Source organism: Pacificimonas aurantium (genome assembly GCF_020092905.1).
In the GTDB taxonomy this organism is placed as follows: Bacteria; Pseudomonadota; Alphaproteobacteria; order Sphingomonadales; family Sphingomonadaceae; genus Pacificimonas; species Pacificimonas aurantium.
On the sequence record NZ_JAGSGB010000002.1, the window covers coordinates 35,383 to 53,331 of the forward strand.

Genomic DNA, 17,949 nt, shown 5'->3' on the forward strand with positions numbered 1-17,949 from the left:
ATTGATTGCCATTCAACCGCCTTATAAGAAATTATCTATCAAATTTTGCCCGATGCTCGACATTCTCGGTCGCCGGTCACAGGAAGTGACCCCCGCGAGTAACCTGATATGCTGACCCCGATGCCCGAAGCACGTTTGAGAAAAGACCGGCGCCTCTACCTGTGGGTGGCCGGCCTGTTCGCGCTGCTGGCTGCTCTCGTCGGCATTGGCGTCCTCAGCGCTGCGGCGTTCCGCCAGGCCGTCGGCGATGAATCCGAGCGGCTGCGTGCCGGCGCGCTCTACGAGCGGTCGAACGAGACCCTTCTTGCTGCGTCCGCCCTCTACGATTCGCTGCAAGACGCCGAGCGCGGTCAGCGCGGCTACGCGCTTACACAGAACCCGGTCTTCCTCGATCCCTATAATGCGAATGTCTCCCGCGTCGGGCCGCGGCTCGACCGTCTCGAGGCTCTCGTCGACGTCAACGAAGAGCTGCGGCCCAAAATGGACTCGCTGCGCACCATTACCGGGCTGAAGCTCGATGAGATGGAAGAGGTCGTTGCGAAAATCGATTCGGGCAGAATCGAGGAAGCGCGGCAGGACATTTCCAGCGGCTATGGGCGGCGGCTGATGCAGCAGATCAGCGACCTGCTGGTCGATATCCGCGTTACCGAGGAAGAGCGGCTGGCCGAGCGGCGTGCCGCTGCCCTGGGAAGCGCGGACGAGTCGGAGCGGACCATCGAGCGGCTTGCCCTGTTCGGCATCGCTCTGCTTGCTTCGGGGCTCGCGGCCGTCGTTGCTCTGGGCCTTCTTCTGATCCGCGCCTATCGCAGCGCTCTTCGCGAGCAGCTTATCGAGGATGAGAATGAGGCGCTGGAACGGGCGGTCGCGGCGCGGACCCGGGAACTGACGGTTGCCAACGAGCGACTGATTGCCGAGGCGCAGTCGCGCGAAAATGCCGAAAACCGTCTCAGGCAGGCGCAGCGGCTGGAGGCTGTCGGCCAGCTCACCGGTGGCATCGCGCATGACTTCAACAACATGCTTTCCGTAGTGATCGGAAATCTCGATCTTCTGAAGCGGCGCACCGAACTCGAGGCGAAGCTCCTGCGGCTCGTCGACAATGCGCTGGAAGGTGCTGACCGTGCCGCAACGCTTACCTCGCGCCTGCTTGCCTTTTCCCGTCAGCAGTCGCTGAAGCCGCAGGTCACCGACCTCAACCTGCTTCTGCGCAACATGGAGGATTTTCTCGGCCGAACTCTGGGCGAGACCGTGCGCGTCGAATTCGATCTGGCCGACAATGTGCCGTCGGTGTTCGTCGACGCCGCCGAACTCGAGAATGTCATTCTCAATCTCGGCGCGAATGCCCGCGATGCTATGCCGAAGGGCGGGCGGCTGCTGGTTGCCACCTCCTGCGATGAAATCGAGGTAGAGGAGGAGCGCCACGGCCAGCTTCTCTATCCCGGCCGCTACGCCATCATCAGCATTTCGGATACGGGCGAGGGGATGCCGCCCGAAGTGCTCGAAAAGGTCTACGAGCCCTTCTTCACCACCAAGCCTGTCGGCAAAGGGACCGGCCTCGGCCTCAGCCAGGTACAGGGCTTCGTCATCCAGTCCGGCGGTACCGTCGATATCGAGTCCGCCGTTGGCGAAGGAACGACGATCCGTATCCTCCTTCCCGAGGGCGAACAGCGCGAAGACGTCGTCGGCATGCTGGACGGCAAGGTGGACGGACCGCTGCCCGAGGCGCGGCCCGGCGAGACCGTATTGGTCGTTGAGGACCAGGACCAGCTTCGCAGCCTGACCACCGATGTTCTACGCGACCTTGGATATGAGGTTGAAGCGGCGGATTCGGCCGAAGATGCGCAGCGCATCCTCGACGAAGGCGGAAGGTTCACCCTGATTTTTACCGACATGGTCATGCCGGAAAAGTCGGGCGACGAACTCGCGCGCTATGCTCGCTCGCTAGATACGCGCCAGAAGATTCTCTACACCAGCGGGTTCACGCAGGCGGCAGGCGTCGAACTGTCGACGCTTGAGCCGGCGGCCGAACTTCTCAGAAAGCCCTACGCCGTCGACGAGCTGGCACATGCCGTTCGCACGGCGATCGACAGCTAGCGCGTTTCGGGTCCGGCTACGGGCGACGCTACCGGGCGCTGCGTGCGAAACCAGGCTTGTTGCCGCTTCGCATAGCGCCGCGTATCGCGCTTCGCCTGCTCCACCGCGTCTTCCAGTGAGAGTTCGCCCCGCAGGTGAGCGGCAAGCGGCGGCACGCCGATGGCCTTCATGACCGGAAGGTCGGGGGCCAGCTTCCGGTCCATAAGAGTGCCGACCTCTTCCAGCGCGCCCGCCTCGATCATCAGGTCGAAGCGCGTGTCGCAGCGTGCGTAGAGCTGGTCGCGGGGAAGGTCTACCACGCGGAAATCGATTTCCGTGTCGCTCGCGATCCCGCCCGTCCGCTCCGTGCGCCACTGCGCAAGCGAGCGTCCAGTGGACCGCACGACTTCGAGTGCACGGGCGAGCCGCTGGGTGTCGGAGGGTCTCAGCTCGGCGCTCATGCGCGGGTCCTCGCGCTCCAGCGCGGCCGCCAGTTCGCCGGTCTCCATGTCGCGAACATCAGACCTGATTTCAGGGTCGATCTCAGGGACGGGCGCAAGGCCCAGGATCAGCGTATTGAGATAGAGGCCGGTGCCGCCGCACAGGATCGGCAGGCGGCCCTCCGCGCGAACTGCGGCGATCTCACGCTTCGCCATCGCTGCCCAGTCTGCCGCTGAACAGGCTTCCGCGCCGTCGACGCAGCCGTACAGCCGGTGCGGAATCCCAGCCATCTCGTCCTCGTCGGGCCGCGCCGAAAGAATCTTCAGGTCGCGGTAGACCTGCGACGCATCTGCATTGATGACGGTCCCCTGTTCGGCCTGCGCGACATCCAGCGCCGCAGCGGACTTGCCGCTCGCGGTCGGGCCTGCAATGACCACCAGCCGCTTTTCCGGAGGATCGCTCTTGTTCATCGTTACGCTTGTCGGCACGCCCGAACTATCTTCGCAGGACGTTCTCGCGGCCAGCGAAATCTTGGCGAGCCGGGATCATATCTGGATCGACAGCGGCCAGGCGGCGGATATCGAGGTTTCCGCGCTGGCGCCGGATGGTGTCGCGCGAATCGAAGCTGCGCTTCCGCATGTCGATGTTTTCGCCCAGCCCGCATCCGCAAGGCATCGCCGGCTGTTCGTCGCCGACATGGATTCGACGATGATTCAGGCGGAGTGCATCGACGAACTGGCGGACTTTGCCGGCAAGAAAGCCGAGATTGCGGCGGTGACCGAGGCGGCCATGCGCGGTGAGCTCGACTTCGAAGCCGCTCTCAGGGGGCGGGTGGAAGCCCTTGAGGGGTTGGAAGTTTCCGCAATCCGGAACTGCCTCGATACGCGCATCTCCTATACGCCCGGCGCGAAGACACTCATTGCTACGCTAAAGGCGGAGGGGATCCGCACGTGCCTCGTCTCGGGCGGTTTTCACAGCTTCGCCGACCCGGTTGGCGAAGGCCTGGGCTTCGATGTCATCCTCGCCAACCGCCTGGAGACAGCTGCCGGGCGCCTTACCGGTGTCGTTGGCTCGCCAATCGTCGATTCCGCTGCCAAGAAAGCGCTGCTTTTGGCTGAGTCCGAAGGCCTCGGCGTGGGCGCGGGGCAGGCGATCGCGATCGGCGACGGCGCGAACGATCTGGACATGGTGAAGGCGGCGGGTCTCGGCGTCGCCTATCATGCGAAACCGAAGCTGGCAGAGGCTGCCGATGCGCGCATCCGCAGCGGCGACCTTACGGTGCTACTCTACGCGCTGGGGCTGGAGAAGTCGCGCTGGCAGGGCGCCTGACGCCAGGAATACCCCGAGAGTAAAGCTGCGCTAGTCTTCGGCCGCGACGAAGCAAGCCTGTCCTGCGGCCTTGATCTCGGCGCAGCGGGCCGAGGCCCCGGCCCGGTCGGCATATTCGCCGATGCGAAGGCGTACGCCGCCTGCGAACTCGCGGTAGACCGGCGTGGTGCCGTCCAGCAGGCCCGGCAGTTTTCTCTGAATGTTCGTCCAGCCCGATTCCGCCTGCCCGCGCGTTTGAAAGGCGCCCAGCTGGACGCGGAACTGTGTGGCGTCCGCCGTCAGCACGGTGTCCTCGTCGCTCCGGGATTCCTGCGGCTCGCGCGGCGCCGGGACGGCGACCTCCTGGATTGCCGTGCCCTGATTTCGGTTCGCTTCCGCTTCTGCCTGAGCAGCCGCGCGAGCGGCAGGCGCAGCGCCTCTTCCCGCGTCGGAAAGGGTGACGACGGGCACCCCCGCGATCTCCTCGGCGAGGGTACGCCCGGCCGCCTTTTCCTGCGTAGTGAGACCTTCCTCCATGCGGCGAAGCACCTTGCGCGCCTGTTTCACGCCGCCGCGCTCGGCAAGCAGCAGATAGGCATAGGCGCGGGGCCGGTCCTCCTCGACGCCCTTGCCGCCATAATGGCGAATGCCGAGCATATATCTTGCATAGGCATCGCCTTCGGCAGCCGACGCCTTCCACAATTCCACCGCGTCCGCGACCTGGCCGCGCCGCGCCATGAAAATCCCCAGATAGGTCCGGGCGGGGGCGTGGCCCTTTTCTGCCGCGCGGCGAAAAAAGTCCTCTGCCCGGTCCAGGTCGCGCGGGACGCCGCGCCCCTGTCGGTGTGCCAGCCCAAGGTTGAACAGCGCATGGGCATTGCCGCGCGCCGCGGCCGGAAGCCAGAGCATCACGGCTTCCTTGTAATTGCCGGCTCGCCACTCGGCGACGCCCTCGGCCACCGTTGCACCTGCCGGCTGTGCCAGCAGCGCGCCTGCCAGAAGCAGGGAAATCCACATCCGTTTCATGCGTCTCGTTTCTGACGCGCAGGGCGGAGCCGTCAATGTTGGCGTGGGCGCGCGGTCGCCGCCTTTACGAAAAATTAGTTCTATGGGCGGCAAAAGGAACGGTGAGTAACCGGGCCATTGGAATTGGGGTTCTTCATGCGGGTACTGGCAGTTGCCTCTCAGAAAGGCGGATCGGGGAAGACGACACTCTCCGGCCACCTTGCCGTACAGGCGGAGCGGGCCGGGGCGGGGCCGGTCGTTCTGATCGACATCGATCCGCAGGGGTCGCTCGCCGACTGGTGGAACGAGCGAGAGGCGGAGGCGCCGGCCTTCGCCCAGACGACCGTCGCGCGGCTCGCCACGGATCTGGAGGCGCTACGCCAGCAGGGGTTCAAGCTGGCGGTCATCGACACGCCGCCCGCCATCACCGTTGCCATTCAGAGCGTGCTGTCGGTTGCCGAGCTTGTGGTCATCCCGACCCGTCCTTCGCCGCACGATCTGCGCGCCGCCGGCGCGACGGTCGATCTTTGCGAGCGGGCCGGCAAGCCCCTCGTGTTCGTCATCAACGCCGCCACCGCGAAGGCGAAGATCACCTATGAGGCGGCGGTGGCGTTGTCGCAGCACGGCACGCTCGCCCCGGTCACACTGCATCATCGTACCGACTATGCCGCATCTATGATCGATGGCCGGACGGTCATGGAATGCGACCCCAAATGTAAGTCCGCGCAGGAAATCGAGCAGCTCTGGAGTTATGTCGCCGACCGGCTCGAGCGCAATTTCCGGCGCACCGTCTTCAACGCCCCCGGCGCGACCCCGGTTACGGCAGCGCCGCGTGCGCGGCCGGCCGGCGGGTTCGGCCGCAAGGCAGCCTTTTGATGGGAGGCCCGACGGGGAAGATGATGACCACACAGCAGAAATCCTTCGGATCCCTCAGCGGCAGCCTTCTTGCCCGCAAGGGCGGTGCCCGGCCCGCGATGCGGCCGCAGGCCTTTCGCTTCGACGAGGGTGACGAGACGGCGGCCGAGGACGAATGCGGCTGGAACGACATGGGCCGCGACATGCTCACGCCCGAACAGCGCGAGTCGCTGCTGCCGGCCGAGAATGGCAATATTCGCAGCATCGTCGCGGCGCAGCCCGTCCCTGCCGAGGAGGAGTCCGGCGATGAGCCGGCAGCCGCCCAGACCGAGGCCGAGACCGACGCCGGGATCGAACCAGCCAATGGCACGAACCTGAACGGACATGCGGCAGCGGATGGCGGTATCGACGCCGATCACGCCGCGGAGCGGGGTCCGGTTGCGGAGCAGCACCGCGCCCTCGCCGATTCCCTCGGGGCCGAACTGGAAGAGGCGAACGGTCACACGCTTGCCGAGGACCTTTCCGGCAACGACGACGATGCGGAGGAACAGGCCGCTTTTCTCGCGCGGCTGGAAGCTGACACGCGAGAGGGTACGTTCGAGGAAGAGGCCGCGCCGCGGCGGGAACCGGGCCCGGCGTCCGAGGCATCGGCGCGTCCGCGCTCCGCGCCCGGCAGCAAGGCGAAGGCCGCCTTTACGTTGCGTCTCGACCGCGACTTACATCTCAAGCTTCGGCTGGCCTGCGCCTTCCAGCATACCAGCGCGCAGAAGCTGGTTACCGAAGCGCTGAGCGAATATCTGGACCGGCACCATCCGGACCTGCCGGTCGTCCCGGAAGGACAGGGGGACTGAAGATGCGCCGCACGCCAGCATGGGGACCGCGCGCCGCAGCGGCGGGCGTTCTGGTCTCGTCGATCGCCGTCGCCGCCTGCACGGCGTCGGCGCCACCAAGCTCGTTAGCCGATGCGCCGGCGACGGCCGCACTGCTCAGGCAGGCGCAGCAGCGGGATGCCGACCGCGCAGTGAGCCCCGCGCCTGACACACTGGCGGCGCAGGCCGAAGTGGCCCGCCTCGGTGGCGATCTCGAGCAGGCGGTCGCGCTTGCCGAGCAGGCCGTACGGAACCAGCCCTATCAGACGGCACCGCGGCGCACGCTCGCGCAGGCCTATTTTGCGCAAGGGCGCCTGACGGCCGCGGCCGAAGCCTATGACGATCTTCTGAAGCTGCATCCGGATGCGCCCAGCTATCAACTCGGCGCGGCGCTCACCGCGCTGGCCGACGGCCGCGTTGCCGATGCCCGGTACTGGCTGTCGCTCGCGGAAGCGCAGGATGACCTGCGCGGCGATGTTGGCCTCGCCTATGTCCTTTTGGGAGAGGAGGAGCGCGGCGTCGCCATCCTGAAGGATGCCGTGCGCAGCGGGTTCTCGACCGCCCGGACGCGGCAGAACCTCGCGCTCGCTCAGGCGCTCACCGGCCGCTGGAGCGATGCGCGCCTGACCGCAGCCATTGACCTGCCGCCGGCGGAAGTAGAGCGCCGCGTGGCCGAATGGGCCGCGCTGATGGCTAGCGAAGACCCGGCTTGGCGGACGATCACGCTGCTCGGGATTGCACCGCGACCGGGTGATACGGGGCGGCCCGTCGAGCTGGCGTACCGTGCTCCGGAAGCGCCACCCGAGCGCCACGCCGCCGCCGAACCCGCCGCTCCCGTATCTGCTCCCTCCGTAGCCGCCGCGCAGCGGGCATCCTCCTTCGATGCGCACCCCGAAGATAGCACTCCCGTGGTCATCGCTGCGGTCGACGTTCCCGCCCCTGAGCCGAAAGGCAAGGCGGCTCCCGTCAAGCAGCGAGCCCAGCTTTCGGCAGCGCGGGCGGCCTCTGCGGCAGCGCCCGCCCGTCTCATCAAGGCCTCCTCCGTGAACATCGCGCCGTCGGCACCGAAGTTCGATGCCGAGCCGGCACCCAAAGAGACGCCTGCGTCGCAGCGTGAGCCCGAAGCGCGGGCTACCTCTCCGAAACCTGTGGAGGCGGCTGCGACCCCTGACTTGCCCGAAGCCGGGGAAGGGGACTGGCTTGTGCAGCTCGGCAGCTACGACCGCCCCGAGATCCTGGCCGAGAACTGGGCTGCGCTTAAGGTGCGGACGCCGCTATTGTCGGATTATGAGGCGCTGAAAAGCCGCGCCGAAGTAGAGGGGCGGCTCTATTACCGTCTCTCCGTCGGACGGTTCGAGACCTCGCAGGATGCACGCCGGCTTTGCGGCGCCTTGAAGGACGAGGGCGCAAGCTGTTTCATTCGCGAAGGAAAGTTTCGCGGATAAGCGATTGCGAGTTCAACGGTTTACGAGATGTTCGTAGACCGGGATATAATTCGCGACAGTCCGCTCCCAGGTGCGGTTTTCCGCCACCCACTTCTTCGCCGTGTGAATACGCTCCGGCCAGCTGTCCCGGCTGGCGAGCAGCCCGGTGATCGCCTCCGCCGCCGCCGACGGATCGCCGGCCCGGAACAGGGTTCCGGTCACACCGTCTTCGATCAGTTCCTTATGTCCGCCGACGTCGCTGGCAACGACCAGCTTTTCCTGCGCCATCGCCTCCAGCGGCTTCAGGGGCGTGACCAGTTCGGTCAGCCGCATGGGTTTCCGCGGATAGGCAAGGATGTCGACGAGCGCATAATATCGCGCCACCTCTTCCTGTGGCACCCGCCCGGTGAAGACGACATGGTCCATGACCCCCAGCCGCGCAGCCTGCGCCTTCAGCTCCTGTTCGCGCGGTCCGCCGCCCACAAGCAGCAGGCGCGCCTCGGGGCGTTCGGTCAAAATCGAGGGGAGGGCGGCGATCAGGTCGTCGAGCCCCTCATAATCGTAGAAGGATCCCAGGAAGCCAATGACCTCCTTGCCTGCAAGACCCAGGCTGGCGGCGAGTTCGGGGTCGGCGGCCTCCGGCGCGCCGAACTGCGCCAGGTCGACCGCGTTCGGCACCGCGAACATCTTGCTCGGCTCGATGCCGCGGCTCTCCAGATCGTCGAGCAGGCCCTGACAGATCGCGCCCACGGCGTCCGCATCGCGGCATGCCTGCGTTTCCATCGCCTTCGTCATGCGGAACTTGAAATCGCCCTCGCGGCCCGTGCCGTTTCCCACGGCCGCATCCTCCCAGAAGGCGCGGATTTCATAGACGATGGGGAGGTTCCTGCGCCTTGCTGCGCCGCGTGCGCCGAGAAAGGTCAGCACCGGCGAGTGGCAGTGGACAAGGTCGGGATCGAACCGATCGATCAGCCTTGCCGCCGCCTTGCCGGTGGCGCGGATCTCACCAAGCAGCGGCATTGGCCCTGAGGCCGGGCTGCGGTGGAAGGTCAGACCACCGGCCGTTTCGGGGTTCGGCCCGTCCAGGCTGTGCCGGGGAGAGGTCAGGAGGATCGGCTCCCACCCCAGGCGCTTCTGTTCCTCGATCAGCGCGCGGGTGCGGAAGGAATAGCCGCTGTGAAGCGGAAGGGAGTGATCAAGGACGTGAAGGATTCTCACGCGCTGCGGCGCTTCAGATCTTCGACGCAGCGGCCCGCCGTCGCGCCGTCCCAATATTCCGGTCGCACGGGCGCGGGCGCGTCGCTTGCAAGAGCCTGGTCCAGTTCTCCGATCAGGCTCTCGGGCGTCACCAGCCGGTTCGTGCCCTGTTCGATGGTGATGGGACGCTCGGTATTGTCGCGCAGGGTCAGGCAGGGAATGCCGAGATAGGTCGTCTCTTCCTGCAGGCCGCCGGAATCGGTGATGATGACCTTGGCATCCTTCACCAGCGACATGAACGGCAGGTAGCTGAGCGGAGGGATCACCTTGATCCCGGCCGCCTCGATCCGGCCCAGCAGGCCGAATTCCTCTGCGCGTGCCTTGGTGCGCGGATGCATCGGAAAGATCAGCGTCAGCCGCTCTGCCGCCGCTTCCAGCGCTTCGGTCACGCGCGTCAGGCTCGCCTTGGTATCGACGTTCGACGGGCGATGCAGCGTGACGATCCCATACTCGCCGGGTGTTACGCCCAGTTTTGCCGGGCTGTTTTCGGCGTCCAGCTTCGGCCGGATGATCTCGAAGCTGTCCATCATGATATTGCCGACGCGCGTGATGCGCTCGGACGGAATGCCTTCGGCGCGCAGATTTTCGTCCCCGTCGGGCGACGGCGTCCAGAGGACGTCCGCAAGGACATCGGTGACCAGGCGGTTCAGTTCTTCGGGCATCGCGCGGTCGCGCGAGCGCAGGCCGGCCTCCAGGTGTACGACGGGAATGTGCAGCTTGCCGCCCACCATCGCGCAGGCGGCAGTCGGATTGACGTCCCCGACGACGATCAGCCAGTCGGGCTGCTCCGCCAGCGCGATCTTTTCGTAGGCCACCATGACACCGGCGGTCTGTTCGGCATGACTGCCCGATCCGATCCCGAGATGATGATCAGGGGCCGGCAGTCCCAGGTCCCGGAAGATATCGTCGGACATGTTGGGGTCGTAATGCTGGCCGGTATGGATCAGGACCGGCGTAAAGTCCGGATCGGCCGACAGCGCATGATAGAGCGGCGCCACCTTCATGAAGTTCGGGCGCGCCGCCGCAATGATGTGCACAGTCTTCGTCATCGGCCCGAAATCCCCTGCTTGCGCTCCGCCGCCGCGGCTCGTCTCTAGGCAGGGCACGGTCCCGGAACAAGAAGCACATTTGCGGGGACTTGCCGGGGCGTCCCGTTCTTGCTTGTTTCGTCGGCAGCCATGATCGACAACCTCGCCCTTCTTCTCGCCCATGTCTTCATGGGTCTGTGCCTGTTTCGCGCGATGAAGATCGAAGCGGGCGAAGAGCAGGTGCGCATGTCGAAGCCCCGACCGAAGAGCGGGCCGAATGGGAGGCCGAAGGACAGTTCGAAGATCGGCGCCCGGCGGAAATAGCCGGGAAGGGGGGAGCCCATGCGCGATCTGTTCCTGATCCTGATTCTGCTCGGCTTCATCGCCATGAGCTTCCGTTACGCCTATTTCATGGCGCTTGGGTATCTGTGGGTGGATTTCCTCCAGCCCCAGCGGCTGGCCTATTATGTGTTTACCCAGTTGCCCGTCGCGATGATTCTGGGGGCCGGGGCGCTCGTTGCCTTCCTGTTCTTCGACAAGGAAAAGCGCATTCGCTTTTCAGTGCTTCAGGGCCTGGTGATCCTGCTCCTCGTCTACCAGACCATGGCAACCTTCGGCTGGTCGCCCATCGAAAGCGGGGCCGCGAAGTGGGACTGGGTCACGAAAGCGCTGATTTTCTCGGTCTTCCTGCCTTTCATCCTGACCACGCGGGTGCGCATAGAGGCTGCGCTTGCCATCATGCTCTTCAGCACCGCGGCCATTACCATGTCGGCTGCCGCGAAAACCGCGCTTGGAAGCTCTGGCTACGGCACGCTCGCGCTGCTGGTGAACAACAATACCGGCATCTATGAGCAGAGCACGCTGGTGACGGTGACCACCGCCTTCGTCCCGCTAGTCTGGTGGTTCTACAAGTATAACAGCTTCTTCAAACCGTCGAAGCTCACCTTCCTGATCGCGCTCGGCATCACGGTCAGCTTTCTGATCATTACCGTGGGGACGGAGGCGCGCACGGGCCTCGTCGCCATGGCGGTCATGGCGGGCATTTTCTGGTGGCGTTCAAGCCGAAAACTGCTGATCGCCGGGCTCGTCGCTGCCGTAGGGATCGGCTCTGTGCCCTTCCTCCCGGAAAGCTTCGTGGAGCGCATGTCGACGATCCAGGACCCTACTGCGGACATGTCCGCCTCGACGCGTCTCGCCATGTGGGAATGGACGATCGACTTCGTACAGGACAATCCGCTTGGCGGAGGTTTCAACGCCAACCGGCTCAGTCAGATCGCGACGACCTTGGTTCGCAAGACCGGCGAACCCGGTTTCGAGGATGTGACGACGACGACCGTGATGGAGCAGGGGCGCGCGTTTCATTCCAGCTATTTCGAAGTGTTGGGCGAATTCGGCTATCCCGGCTTTCTCATCTGGATCACCACGGTGATCCTGTTCTATCTGCAGTCGCGCCGCATCTACTCGCAGAACCGGAAGGTCTGGCGCGAGATGGATGAGGACGATCCGGACAGGTCCCTGTTCGAATGGGCCATGGGCTTCGGCCAGGCCGTCTCCATATTCGTGCCCACCTATATGGTCGGTTCGTTGTTCGTTGGCATCGCCTTCCAGCCGCCCTTCTGGCACATCATGGCGCTCACCGTATCGACGGCCGCCATGATGACCGAAAAGCGCGCCGACCGCATCGTCGCCGCGCAGAAGGAAGATGAGAAGCAAGTTCGGTCGCGCCGCCGCCGCCCGGGGGGACCGGCGACGGCAGCGGCCTAGGATCGTCAGCCGGTCACGGCCGTCGTGATCCCTTTGACGAAGGCAGGCAGGTCGTCGGGATTGCGGCTGGTGATCAGATTCCCGTCCACCACGCACTCCTCGTCGACAACCTTGGCGCCCGCATTCTTCAGGTCGGTGCGCAGGGTCGGGTAGGAGGTTGCCCGCTTTCCGCGCAGGATATCGGCCTCCACCAGCATCCACGGCGCGTGACAAATGGCGGCGACCGGCTTTCCGGCTGCATGAAAGTCGCGGACGATCTTTACGGCCGTTTCCTTCGTGCGCATCTGATCGGGATTGGCGACGCCGCCCGGAATGACGAGAGCGTCATAGTCGCCGATGTCCACGTCGGCGAACGTCTTGTCGACGTCCACCGGATCCGACCAGTCGAGGCCGTCCATGGAGCGGATTTCGCCTTTCTCCTCGGAGGCGACGTGCACAGTCGCACCCGCATCCTTCAGTTCGCTGCGCGGGTAGAACAGCTCGGATTTCTCGAATGCGTCCATGGAGATAATGAGAATCGATTTGCCGGTCATGTCGGCCATATCGGCCATATCGGATGTCCTTTCGGTTGCTTGAGCTTTGGCCGGTCAACCGGGCAGGCGGCGTCCGCGTTCCGCGCTGCGGCAAAGCAACCGGCTGCGGAACAGGCGGAAATGCCGGGCGTTCGAGCCCTCGCATGAACAGCCTGCCGTCCGGACTTGTCTATTCCCACGATACCCAGCCGGGCTTCACCCGCCAGCGCCGCGGAAAGGGCTGGGCCTATCTCGATTCCGGCGGCGCGCCCATAAAGGACGGCGCTGTCGTCGAGCGGCTGACCTCGCTCGCGGTCCCGCCCGCTTATTCGGACGTCTGGTACTGCCGCCTCGACAATGGTCATCTTCAGGCAACCGGGCGCGACGAGCGCGGCCGCAAGCAATATCGCTACCACCCCGATTTCCGCGCCTTTCGGGAGGCCGACAAGTTTTCGCGCACCGCCGAGTTCGGTGCCAACCTTCCCGCCCTTCGCGAACGGGTGGAGGCGGATCTCAGGCGGCGAAGCCTGTCTTTCGAGCGCATGGTGGCCGCGACGGTACGCATGCTCGACGTCGGGGCGCTGCGGATCGGCAACCGAGACTATGCGCGGCTGAACGGTGCCTTCGGGGCGACCACGCTGACGAAGGACCATGCCGATGTCCGCGGCGAGAGCATCTACCTCGAATACCGCGCGAAGGGCGGCAAGGAGCGCAAGGTCCGGCTCAGCGACGGGTCGCTCGCGCGGCTCGCCCGGCGCTGCGAGGACCTTCCCGGCCAGCACCTCTTCGCCTGGCAGGACGAAGAGGACCGGGTGCGCGGCGTCAGTTCCGATGAGGTGAACGACTATATCCGCGCCGAAATGGGCGAGGCGTTCACCGCCAAGAATTTCCGCACCTGGCATGCCAGCGCGATCGCCTATTACGAGATCGTCAAGGCACGCGGCGACATCACGCTGAAGGCAATGCTGACTCCGGTCGCCGAACGTCTTGGCAATACCATCACGATCAGCCGCAAGTCCTATGTCCATCCTGAACTCATCGAGTTCGTGAAAAGCGGGAAGGCTGCGAGTGTGGGCGAAGCGGGCTTGCAACTGCCCCGGAAGAGCAAATATCTCGCCTCGTACGAACGCGGTCTGATCGACTTTCTGGACGGCCGCGCTGACTGAACCAGCGGATAGGATTTCCATGCAGAACGAACCCGCCGAGGGCGAGCAGATCGCCGAGGACAGCCTGCGCGTCGTCTCCGACATCGAACACTGGCTGGCGAACGACAGCATGGAGGCGCTGATCTATGTCGGCACGGCCATCGGGATTTACTTCCTGTTCGGCCTTCTTCGCGGACTGGTGAAGAAACTCATCGGGCATCCCGACCAGCTCGATCCCTATAGCTGGCGAGAGATCATCGCCCGGCTGGTCCACAAGACCCGCAGCTTCTTCCTGGCAGCCGCCGCGGCGGAAATCGTGACGGTCGCGGTTGCGGCGCCGCCCGGCGTGACGGGTGTGGTCGAATTCCTCTTCACCATCGCGCTCGTCGTGCAGGGCGCGATCTGGGTGCGCGAGTTCGTCCTCGCCATCGTCCAGCGCAAAGCGCAGGAGCCCGACGAAGAGGACTCCACGCTGGTCAATGCCATCGGCATCATCCGGCTGTTCATCAACATCTTCGTCTGGGGCATCGCCCTGATCGTCATCCTCGACAATCTCGGGGTGGACGTCACGGCGCTCATCGCCGGTTTCGGCATCGGCGGCATCGCGATCGGCCTCGCCGCACAAGGCATCTTCTCCGACCTGTTCGCGGCGCTCTCGATCATCTTCGACAAGCCCTTCAAGAAGGGCGACGTGATCCACTTCGGCGAAGTCGTCGGCTCGGTCGAGGCGATCGGCCTCAAGACAACGCGCGTCCGTGCCTTGTCGGGAGAGCAGGTGGTCATCTCCAACACCAACCTGCTCGGCGACAAGATCCGCAACTATGCGCTGTTCCAGCGGCGCCGCGTCGTCATGACCTTCGGCGTCATCTACCAGACGAGCCCGTCGCAGCTTCACGATGTGCAGGAGATCGTGAAAACGACCGTCGAGAATGTGCAGGGCGCGACGTTCGACCGCGTGCACGCCTTCCAGTTCGGTGGCAGCTCAATCGATTATGAGCTTGTTTTCTATTCCGAAAGTGCGGACTACACCGAGATGATGCAGCGCCGGCACGACATCATGGTCGGCATGGCCGAGCGGTTCGCGGAGAAGGATATCGACTTTGCTTATCCGACCCAGATGGGCTTTCTCGCCGGGCCGGACGGCAAGCCCGTCGACCCGCGCGAAGTACCGGTCAACGCGCGCATCGAGTAGCCGTTCGAGTAGGCGAAGGGTGCAGGGCGTCCGCCGGCTCTCTGGCGCCGCCCCGCTTTTCGCTGGCTAGGTTGCGTCGATGGACAGCAGCGAGGCGTTACCGCCGGCGCTTGTCGTATCGACCGTCACCACGCGCTCGACCGCAAAGCGCGGCAGGTAATGCGGGCCGCCGGCCTTCGGGCCGGTACCGGACATACGCTCGCCGCCAAAGGGCTGAGATCCGACGATGGCGCCGGTCATGGTGCGGTTGACGTAGAGGTTGCCGACGCGGGCTTCCTCGGCGACTTCCTCGGCGGCGTCGGCGATGCGGCTGTGAAGGCCCATGGTAAGGCCGTAGCCCAGCGCGTTCACCCGGCGTACCGTCTCTTCCAGCTTGCCCTGCTTCCACGTCGTGACGTGCAGTACAGGTCCGAACCACTCGCGCTCCAGATCCTCGATCTCATCGAGGCGGATGACGGTCGGCGGCACGAAGGTGTCGAAGTCCGGCACCTTGATCTGGTGAACAATGCGCTGGCGCATATGGTCGATATGGCCGCACAGCTTTTCCTGCGACGCAGCGTCGATGACCGGGCCGATATCGGTGGCGGGGTCCGCCGGATCGCCCACATTCATCGTATCCATGGCGCCCGTCAGCATGCGCATCGTCCGGTCGTAGACATCCTCCTGGATCAGCAGGAGGCGCAGCGCCGAGCAGCGCTGGCCGGCTGAGAAGAAGGCGCTGGCGATGATGTCCATCACCGCCTGTTCGGGCAGCGCGGTGGAATCGACGAACATCGCGTTCAGCCCGCCCGTTTCCGCGATCAGCGGCACGATGGGGCGGTCGTCGTCCTCGGCAACGGTACGCTGGATGCGCTTCGCCGTCGCCGTCGAGCCGGTGAAAGCAATGCCAGCGACACGGCGGTCGCCGGTCAACGCCGCGCCCGGTTCGGCGCCGCCCGGGGCGATGTGCAGCACATCCTTCGGCACGCCGACTTCATGCGCGATGTCGACGGCCGCCTGCGCGATGCGCGGCGTCTGCGGCGCGGGCTTGGCAACCACCGTATTGCCCGCAACGAGCGCCGCGGTCATCTGGCCGGTGAAGATGGCGAGCGGGAAGTTCCAGGGTGCCACGCAGGCGAACACACCGCGGCCGCCAAGCCGCATGACGTTCGTCTCCCCGGTCGGACCGGGCAGGGGGATTTCCTCGAAGTCGATCCGCGCCCGGCGCGCATAATAGCGGCAGAAATCGATCGCCTCGCGCACTTCGTCGATCGCGTCCTGATAGGTTTTCTTGGCTTCGTGGACGCACAGCCCGATCAGCGGGATCATGCGCTCTTGCATCTTGTCGGCCATGCGCTCGAGCAGTTCGGCGCGCACTTCGACCGGCGTGTCGGCCCAGGCCAGCGAGGCAGCATGAGCCTGGTCGACCATGCGGGTCACATCCTCAGCGGTCGCATCGGCGGGGGCGTCCGGCATCTGGTAGGCACGCACATCTTCTTCGAGCGATGCAAGATCGACAGAGTCTTCCAGGTCGATGCCGAAGCTGTTCTTGCGCGCCGGCTCGAACACCTCGACCGGCAGCGGGATCGCCGGATGCGGCGTGCAATTGACCTGTTCGATTTTCTCGACCGGGTCGGCGAGAAGGTCCGAAACGGGGATGTTCTCGTCGGCAAGCTGGTGGACGAAGCTTGAATTCGCGCCGTTTTCGAGAAGGCGCCGCACCAGATAGGCAAGTAGGTCCGAATGGCCACCGACGGGCGCGTAGATGCGGCAGGAGTGCCCTTCCTCGCGAACCAGCCGTTCGTACAGGCCTTCGCCCATGCCGTGCAGGCGCTGGAATTCATAGTCGCGCCGGTCGCCAGCCCATTCGAGGATGGTCGAGACCGTCAGTGCGTTGTGGCTGGCAAAGGCCGGACGCAGGTTGCGCGCCTGCAGCATGGCCTTCGCGCAGGCGAGGTAGGAGACGTCGGTCGCGGGCTTGCGCGTGTAGAGCGGATAGCCCTCCAGACCAAGCTGCTGCGTCAGCTTGATCTCGGTGTCCCAATAGGCGCCCTTCACCAGGCGAATGCCGATCTGCTGTCCGGTTTCCGCGCCCAGCGTGTCGGCCCAGCCGATGGCTGCCCGCGCGCGCTTCGAATAGGCCTGTACGACCATGCCGAAGCCGTTCCAGTCGGAGACGCCGGGGTGTCGCGCGACCGCCTCGATCACGTCGAGCGAGATCTTCATCCGGTCCGATTCCTCGGCATCGATGGTCATGAAGATGTCGTTCTTGGCCGCTCGCTTCGCCAGCTGCCCGACCATGTCGATCAGGGCCGGAACGCAGGCCTCGGCATGCGTGGTCTCGTAGCGCGGATGCAACGCCGACAGCTTCACCGAAATCGAATGTTCCAGCTTGCGGTTCGACTTGCCGATACGGTCGATGGCGCGCTCATAGGCTTCGAAATAGCGCTCCGCGTCCTCATAGGTGCGTGCCGCTTCGCCGAGCATGTCGAAACTGGCGGTGAAGCCCTTGTGCTTGGGCTCCTCCATCCGTTCGAGCGCCTGGTCGATGGTCTGGCCCATGACGAAGACACGGCCCATCACCTTCATCGCGGCGGCGACGGCCTGCCGCACGAAGGGTTCTGACGTCCGGTTGATCAGGCGGGTGAGGGCGGTCTTCTTCGCCTCGTCGCCCACCAGCGCCTTGGTGACGACCAGGCCCCAGGTCGCCGAGTTGACGAGCGCGGACGGGCTCTTCGCGCGGTGCGCGCCCCAGTCGGCATCGCCCACCTTGTCCGCGATCAGCAGGTCGCGTGTCTGCTGGTCGGGAACGCGCAGGAAGGCTTCCGCCAGAGCGAGCAGCGCGACGCCTTCATCGGTGTTCAGGCGATATTCGTGCAGGAAGGTGGCGATCCAGCTGTCGCGTTCCGCGCGGCGGATATCGGCGAGCAGTCCCAGCGCCTTGTCCTCTATGCGCGCGCGTTCCTCGTCGGTCACGCGGGCATGCGGGATTAGCCCGCGCAGCACGTCCGCTTCCGGCGCGCGGTGCATCGCACGCATGTCCATGAGAAACTCGTCGAGGCTGGCGGTGGTCATAGGTATAAAGCAACTCTTCGCAATA

The 17,949-nt window shown here is 65.1% G+C and carries 15 protein-coding genes; 9 read left to right on the plus strand and 6 right to left on the minus strand.

The window, feature by feature from the left end; translation table 11 throughout:
* The first annotated feature begins 108 nt into the window (after nt 1-108).
* A complete protein-coding gene (locus tag KCN53_RS07015; protein WP_088713015.1) occupies nt 109-2,091 on the plus strand; it encodes a hybrid sensor histidine kinase/response regulator in 1,983 nt (660 codons plus the stop codon).
* On the opposite strand, the gene miaA is transcribed toward KCN53_RS07015, so the two are convergent.
* Entirely contained in the window at nt 2,088-2,981 is an 894-nt protein-coding gene (gene miaA / locus KCN53_RS07020) for a tRNA (adenosine(37)-N6)-dimethylallyltransferase MiaA (RefSeq protein WP_088713014.1), read from the minus strand. The genes KCN53_RS07015 and miaA overlap by 4 nt on opposite strands.
* On the opposite strand from miaA, the gene serB reads away from it, so the two are divergent.
* On the plus strand, nt 2,974-3,840 hold the full coding sequence (gene serB, locus KCN53_RS07025; RefSeq protein WP_088713013.1) for a phosphoserine phosphatase SerB: 867 nt from the start codon (nt 2,974-2,976) through the stop codon (nt 3,838-3,840). The genes miaA and serB overlap by 8 nt on opposite strands.
* A gap of 30 nt (nt 3,841-3,870) precedes the next feature.
* Here serB and KCN53_RS07030 read toward each other — a convergent pair whose 3' ends face one another.
* Entirely contained in the window at nt 3,871-4,845 is a 975-nt protein-coding gene (locus tag KCN53_RS07030) for an SPOR domain-containing protein (protein WP_088713012.1), read from the minus strand.
* 135 nt (nt 4,846-4,980) lie between these two features.
* Here KCN53_RS07030 and KCN53_RS07035 point away from each other — a divergent pair, with 135 nt between their 5' ends.
* The 3 genes from KCN53_RS07035 to KCN53_RS07045 are packed head-to-tail and all read left to right on the plus strand — an operon-like array spanning nt 4,981 to nt 7,993.
* The gene (locus tag KCN53_RS07035) at nt 4,981-5,700 is read left to right on the plus strand and encodes a ParA family protein (protein ID WP_088713490.1); all 720 of its coding nucleotides are present in this window, start codon (nt 4,981-4,983) and stop codon (nt 5,698-5,700) included.
* Between the two features lie 20 nt (nt 5,701-5,720).
* A complete protein-coding gene (locus KCN53_RS07040; RefSeq protein ID WP_143712247.1) occupies nt 5,721-6,530 on the plus strand; it encodes a hypothetical protein in 810 nt (269 codons plus the stop codon).
* A 2-nt stretch (nt 6,531-6,532) separates the two neighbouring features.
* On the plus strand, nt 6,533-7,993 hold the full coding sequence (locus KCN53_RS07045; RefSeq protein WP_088713010.1) for an SPOR domain-containing protein: 1,461 nt from the start codon (nt 6,533-6,535) through the stop codon (nt 7,991-7,993).
* A 12-nt stretch (nt 7,994-8,005) separates the two neighbouring features.
* Here KCN53_RS07045 and KCN53_RS07050 read toward each other — a convergent pair whose 3' ends face one another.
* The gene (locus KCN53_RS07050) at nt 8,006-9,190 is read right to left on the minus strand and encodes a TIGR04063 family PEP-CTERM/XrtA system glycosyltransferase (RefSeq protein WP_088713009.1); all 1,185 of its coding nucleotides are present in this window, start codon (nt 9,188-9,190) and stop codon (nt 8,006-8,008) included.
* Nucleotides 9,187-10,278, minus strand: a complete 1,092-nt coding sequence (wecB, locus tag KCN53_RS07055) for a non-hydrolyzing UDP-N-acetylglucosamine 2-epimerase (RefSeq protein WP_088713008.1) — start codon at nt 10,276-10,278, stop codon at nt 9,187-9,189. Before wecB ends, KCN53_RS07050 begins: the two co-directional genes overlap by 4 nt.
* A gap of 108 nt (nt 10,279-10,386) precedes the next feature.
* Here wecB and KCN53_RS07060 point away from each other — a divergent pair, with 108 nt between their 5' ends.
* Nucleotides 10,387-10,581 carry a hypothetical protein gene (locus KCN53_RS07060; protein WP_088713007.1) on the plus strand — a complete coding sequence of 65 codons (195 nt, stop codon included), beginning with the start codon at nt 10,387-10,389 and terminating at the stop codon, nt 10,579-10,581.
* Nucleotides 10,582-10,599: 18 nt separating this feature from the next.
* The gene (locus KCN53_RS07065) at nt 10,600-12,021 is read left to right on the plus strand and encodes a DUF5935 domain-containing protein (RefSeq protein ID WP_088713006.1); all 1,422 of its coding nucleotides are present in this window, start codon (nt 10,600-10,602) and stop codon (nt 12,019-12,021) included.
* Nucleotides 12,022-12,026: 5 nt separating this feature from the next.
* On the opposite strand, the gene KCN53_RS07070 is transcribed toward KCN53_RS07065, so the two are convergent.
* Nucleotides 12,027-12,572 (minus strand): type 1 glutamine amidotransferase domain-containing protein, encoded by a 546-nt coding sequence (locus tag KCN53_RS07070; RefSeq protein WP_224199492.1) that lies wholly within the window; start codon nt 12,570-12,572, stop codon nt 12,027-12,029.
* 125 nt (nt 12,573-12,697) lie between these two features.
* Here KCN53_RS07070 and KCN53_RS07075 point away from each other — a divergent pair, with 125 nt between their 5' ends.
* Nucleotides 12,698-13,699 carry a DNA topoisomerase IB gene (locus tag KCN53_RS07075; RefSeq protein WP_088713005.1) on the plus strand — a complete coding sequence of 334 codons (1,002 nt, stop codon included), beginning with the start codon at nt 12,698-12,700 and terminating at the stop codon, nt 13,697-13,699.
* Between the two features lie 19 nt (nt 13,700-13,718).
* The gene (locus KCN53_RS07080) at nt 13,719-14,870 is read left to right on the plus strand and encodes a mechanosensitive ion channel family protein (RefSeq protein ID WP_088713004.1); all 1,152 of its coding nucleotides are present in this window, start codon (nt 13,719-13,721) and stop codon (nt 14,868-14,870) included.
* 66 nt (nt 14,871-14,936) lie between these two features.
* On the opposite strand, the gene KCN53_RS07085 is transcribed toward KCN53_RS07080, so the two are convergent.
* Nucleotides 14,937-17,924 (minus strand): L-glutamate gamma-semialdehyde dehydrogenase, encoded by a 2,988-nt coding sequence (locus tag KCN53_RS07085; protein WP_088713003.1) that lies wholly within the window; start codon nt 17,922-17,924, stop codon nt 14,937-14,939.
* Nucleotides 17,925-17,949 lie beyond the last annotated feature (25 nt).